The organism is Achromobacter sp. Marseille-Q0513 (assembly GCF_018195695.1).
Taxonomy (GTDB): Bacteria; Pseudomonadota; Gammaproteobacteria; order Burkholderiales; family Burkholderiaceae_B; genus Achromobacter.
In genome coordinates this window covers 1-4,020 of record NZ_JAGTJY010000302.1, presented here as the reverse complement: position 1 = coordinate 4,020, position 4,020 = coordinate 1, and the positions used below count along the sequence as shown (strand labels likewise).

The 4,020-nt window shown below is 71.0% G+C and carries 3 protein-coding genes; 2 read left to right on the top strand and 1 reads right to left on the bottom strand.

Annotated features, from left to right (window positions below; all coding sequences use genetic code 11):
- Nucleotides 1-1,264, top strand: a 1,264-nt coding sequence (locus tag KDH83_RS29845; RefSeq protein ID WP_212322464.1) for an AMP-binding protein, incomplete at its 5' end; no start/stop codon positions are given.
- A 37-nt stretch (nucleotides 1,265-1,301) separates the two neighbouring features.
- On the top strand, nucleotides 1,302-3,071 hold the full coding sequence (locus KDH83_RS29840) for an acyl-CoA dehydrogenase (RefSeq protein ID WP_212322459.1): 1,770 nt from the start codon (nucleotides 1,302-1,304) through the stop codon (nucleotides 3,069-3,071).
- A 57-nt stretch (nucleotides 3,072-3,128) separates the two neighbouring features.
- Here the strand turns inward: KDH83_RS29840 and KDH83_RS29835 are convergent.
- Nucleotides 3,129-4,020: MFS transporter (locus KDH83_RS29835; protein ID WP_212322456.1), on the bottom strand; the 892-nt coding region annotated here is incomplete at its 5' end.

The window sequence follows — 4,020 nt, the reverse complement described above, 5'->3', positions numbered from 1 at the left end:
CGAATTCCCGCACCTGGTCGTGATTTCCGTGCACGATCTGGACGGCGCGCCCGCCACCCTGCCCGGCGCGACCGACTACGACGCCTTCCTGGCCGCCGCGCCCGCCACGTTCGACTGGCAGCCGCCGGCCGACGAGTGGGACGCCATCGCGCTGAACTACACGTCCGGCACCACCGGCGATCCCAAGGGCGTGGTCTATCACTATCGCGGCGCCTATCTGAACGCCGTCAGCAACATCCTTGAATGGGACATGCCCAAGCATCCGGTCTACCTCTGGACGCTGCCGCTGTTCCATTGCAACGGCTGGTGCTTCGCCTGGACCGTGGCCGCGCGCGCCGGCGTCAACGTCTGCCTGCGCAAGTTCGATCCCAAGACCGTGTTCGACCTGATCCGCGCCGAAGGCGTCACCCACTACTGCGGCGCGCCCATCGTGCAGAGCGCGCTGGCCAACGCGCCGGCCGAGCTGCGCGCCGGCATCACGCACACGGTCCGCACCATGGTGGCCGGCGCCGCGCCCGCGCCCGCCGTGATCGCCAAAATGAAGGAGATCGGCTTCGAGCTGACCCACGTCTACGGCCTGACCGAGGTCTACGGCCCGGCCGCCGTCTGCGCGCGCCAGGCAGCCTGGGACGCGCTGGAAGACGAAGAGCGCGCCCTACTCAACGCGCGCCAGGGCGTGCGCTATCACCTGCAGGCCGGCGTGTCAGTGCGCGATCCCGAAACCATGCTCGAAGTCCCGGCCGACGAGCAGACCGTGGGCGAGATCATGTTCCGCGGCAACATCTGCATGAAGGGCTACCTGAAGAACGAGCGCGCCACCGAGGATGCCTTCGCCGGCGGCTGGTTCCACACGGGCGACCTGGGCGTGATGACGCCCGACGGCTACATCCGCATCAAGGACCGCAGCAAGGACATCATCATCTCCGGCGGCGAGAACATCTCCAGCATCGAGGTCGAGGACGCGCTCTACCGCCACCCCTCGGTGGCCGCCGTGGCCGTGGTCGCGATGCCCGACCCCAAGTGGGGCGAGACGCCCTGCGCCTTCGTCGAGCTCAAACCGGGCTGCAGCGCCACCGCCGAAGAAATCATCGCGCACTGCAAGCTGCTGCTGCCCGGCTTCAAGGTGCCGCGCGCGGTGCGCTTCGGCGAGCTGCCCAAGACCTCCACCGGCAAGATCCAGAAATTCGAACTGCGCGCGGCCGTGGGCGCCACCAGCGCCATCGACCTGTCCGGCCCCGCCGCCGATCCCAGCAAGTCCGCCTGATTCCAACGACAACCACATATCCAGGAGTTCCGACGCCATGCCGTACCAAGCCCCCGTCAAAGACATGCTGTTCGTGCTCAACCACCTGGCGGGCCTGCCCGCCGTGGCGGCCCTGCCCGGCTTCGAGGAAGCCACGCCCGACACCGCCCAGGCGGTGCTGGAGGAAGCCGCGCACTTCGCCGGCGAGGTGCTGGCCCCGCTGAACCAGCCCGCCGACCGCGAGCCCGGCGCCTGGCGCGATGGCGCCGTCACCACCGCGCCCGGCTTCAAGCAGGCCTTCCGCCAGTACGCCGAGGCTGGCTGGCAGGGCATGAACCATCCCGCCGAATACGGCGGCCAGGGCCTGCCCGGCCTGCTGGGCGCGGCCACCTCGGAAATGCTGAACGCCGCCAACCTGTCGTTCTCGCTGTGTCCGCTGCTGACCAACGGCGCCATCGAAGCGCTGCTGACCGCCGGCTCGGCCGAGCTGCGCGAGCGCTACATCGGTCCGATGATCTCCGGCAAATGGACCGGCACCATGAACCTGACCGAGCCGCAGGCCGGCTCGGACCTGGCCCTGCTGCGCTCGCGCGCCGAACCGCAAGGCGACGGCAGCTACCGCATCTCGGGCACCAAGATCTTCATCACCTATGGCGAGCATGACCTGTCCGAGAACATCATCCACCTGGTGCTGGCCCGCCTGCCCGACGCGCCCGAGGGCGTGAAGGGCATCTCGCTGTTCCTGGTGCCCAAGTTCCTGGTCAACGCCGACGGCTCGCTGGGCCAGCGCAACGACGTGCACTGCGTGTCGATCGAGCACAAGCTCGGCATCAAGGCCAGCCCCACCGCCACGCTGCAATTCGGCGATGCCGGCGGCGCCGTGGGCTACCTGATCGGCCAGGAGAACCGCGGCCTGGACGCCATGTTCATCATGATGAACGCCGCGCGCTTCGCCGTCGGCATGCAGGGCGTGGCCGTGTCCGACCGCGCCTACCAGCACGCGCTGGCCTATGCCGCCGAACGCGTGCAGAGCCGTCCGGTGGATGGCTCGTCGCGCGAGGCCGTGGCCATCATCCAGCACCCGGACGTGCGCCGCATCCTGGGCACCATGCGCGCCGTCACCGAGGCCGGCCGCGCGCTGGCCTACTACACGGCCGGCCATGCCGACCTGGCGCACGCCTCCCCCGACGAGAAGGCCCGCGCGCGCCACCTGGCAGTGCAGGAATACCTGGTGCCCATCGTCAAGGGCTGGTGCACCGAGATGTCGATCGAGGTCACCAGCCTGGGCGTGCAGGTGCACGGCGGCATGGGCTTCATCGAGGAAACCGGCGCCGCGCAGTACTACCGCGACGCGCGCATCCTGGCCATCTACGAAGGCACCACCGCCATCCAGGCCAACGACCTGGTGGGCCGCAAGACGCTGCGCGACGGCGGCGCCGTGGCGCGCTGGCTGCTGGACCAGGTGCGCCAGACCGAGGACGCGCTGCTGGCCCGCAACGAACCGGCCGCCACCCGCGTGGCCGGCCCGCTCAAGGCGGCCCGCGAGGCGCTGGCCAGCGCCGTGGACTACGTGCTGGCCAACGCGGCCGGCCATACCAACGCCGTGTTCGCCGCGGCCGTGCCCTACCTGATGCTGGCCGGCACCACGCTGGCCGGCTGGCAGATGGCGCGCGCGCTGCTGGCCAGCCTGGATCTCAAGCAGGAAGATCCCGAGTTCCACGCCGCCAAGATCGCCACGGCGCAGGCCTATGCGCTGCACAAGCTGACCCAGGCGCCGGGGCTGGCCGCCGTGGTGCTGGGCTCGGGCGAGTACGAAGTGCAGCCCTGACCGGAACGGACCCAGGCCGGCCGCGATCCACGGGCGGCCAGCCTGATCGCTCCCGCATCAACCCAGCGCGTCCTGGCACCGCCCCTCGCGCTGCCTCGCCGCCGCGCCGCGCGGCAGCGTCGCCAGCCAGAACAGCAGCGCCGCCGCGCTGATGCTCGCGCCCAGCGCGCACACGCCCAGCCAGCCGGCATGCGCGTACACCGTCGTGGCCGCGATCGCGCCCAGGCCGCTGCCGGCCGCGTAGAACAGCATGTAGGCGCCGACCAGCCGGCTGTGCGCCTGCGCGCCGATGCTGAAAATCATCAACTGGTTGGTCACGTGCAGCGCCTGCAGCGCCACGTCCAGCAGCAGCACGCCCAGCGCCAGCGCCCACAGGCTCCAATCCAGCAATGCGATCGGTATCCAGGACAGGCACAACAGCACGAGGCTGGCGCCCGTGGTGCGCTGTCCCTGCCCGCGATCGGCCAGCCGGCCGGCACGCGCCGCCATCAGCACGCCGGCCACGCCCACCAGCCCGAACGCGCCGATGGCGGTGTGGCTCAACGCGTGCGGCGGCGCCGACAGCGGCAGCACCAGCGCGGTCCAGAACACGCTGACGGCGGCGAACATCAGCAGCGCGATCATGCCGCGCACCCGCAGCACGGGCTCGGTCAGCACCAAGGTATACATGGAGCGCAGCAAGGCCCCATAGCCCATGCCGGCCGACGGCAGCCGGCGGCGCGGCAGGCCCAGCGCCAACGCCACCGCCAGCAGCGCGGACAGCGCGGCCGAGACCAGATAGACCGCGCGCCAGCCCCACAGATCGGCCAGCGCGCCGGACAAGGTGCGCGCCAGCAGCAGGCCAATCACCACCCCGCCCTGGGCCGCGCCAACCACGCGGCCGCGCTCGCCGGGCGCGGCCAGCGCCGCCGACAGCGCCAGCAGCCCCTGTGCCATGGCCGTGCCCAGC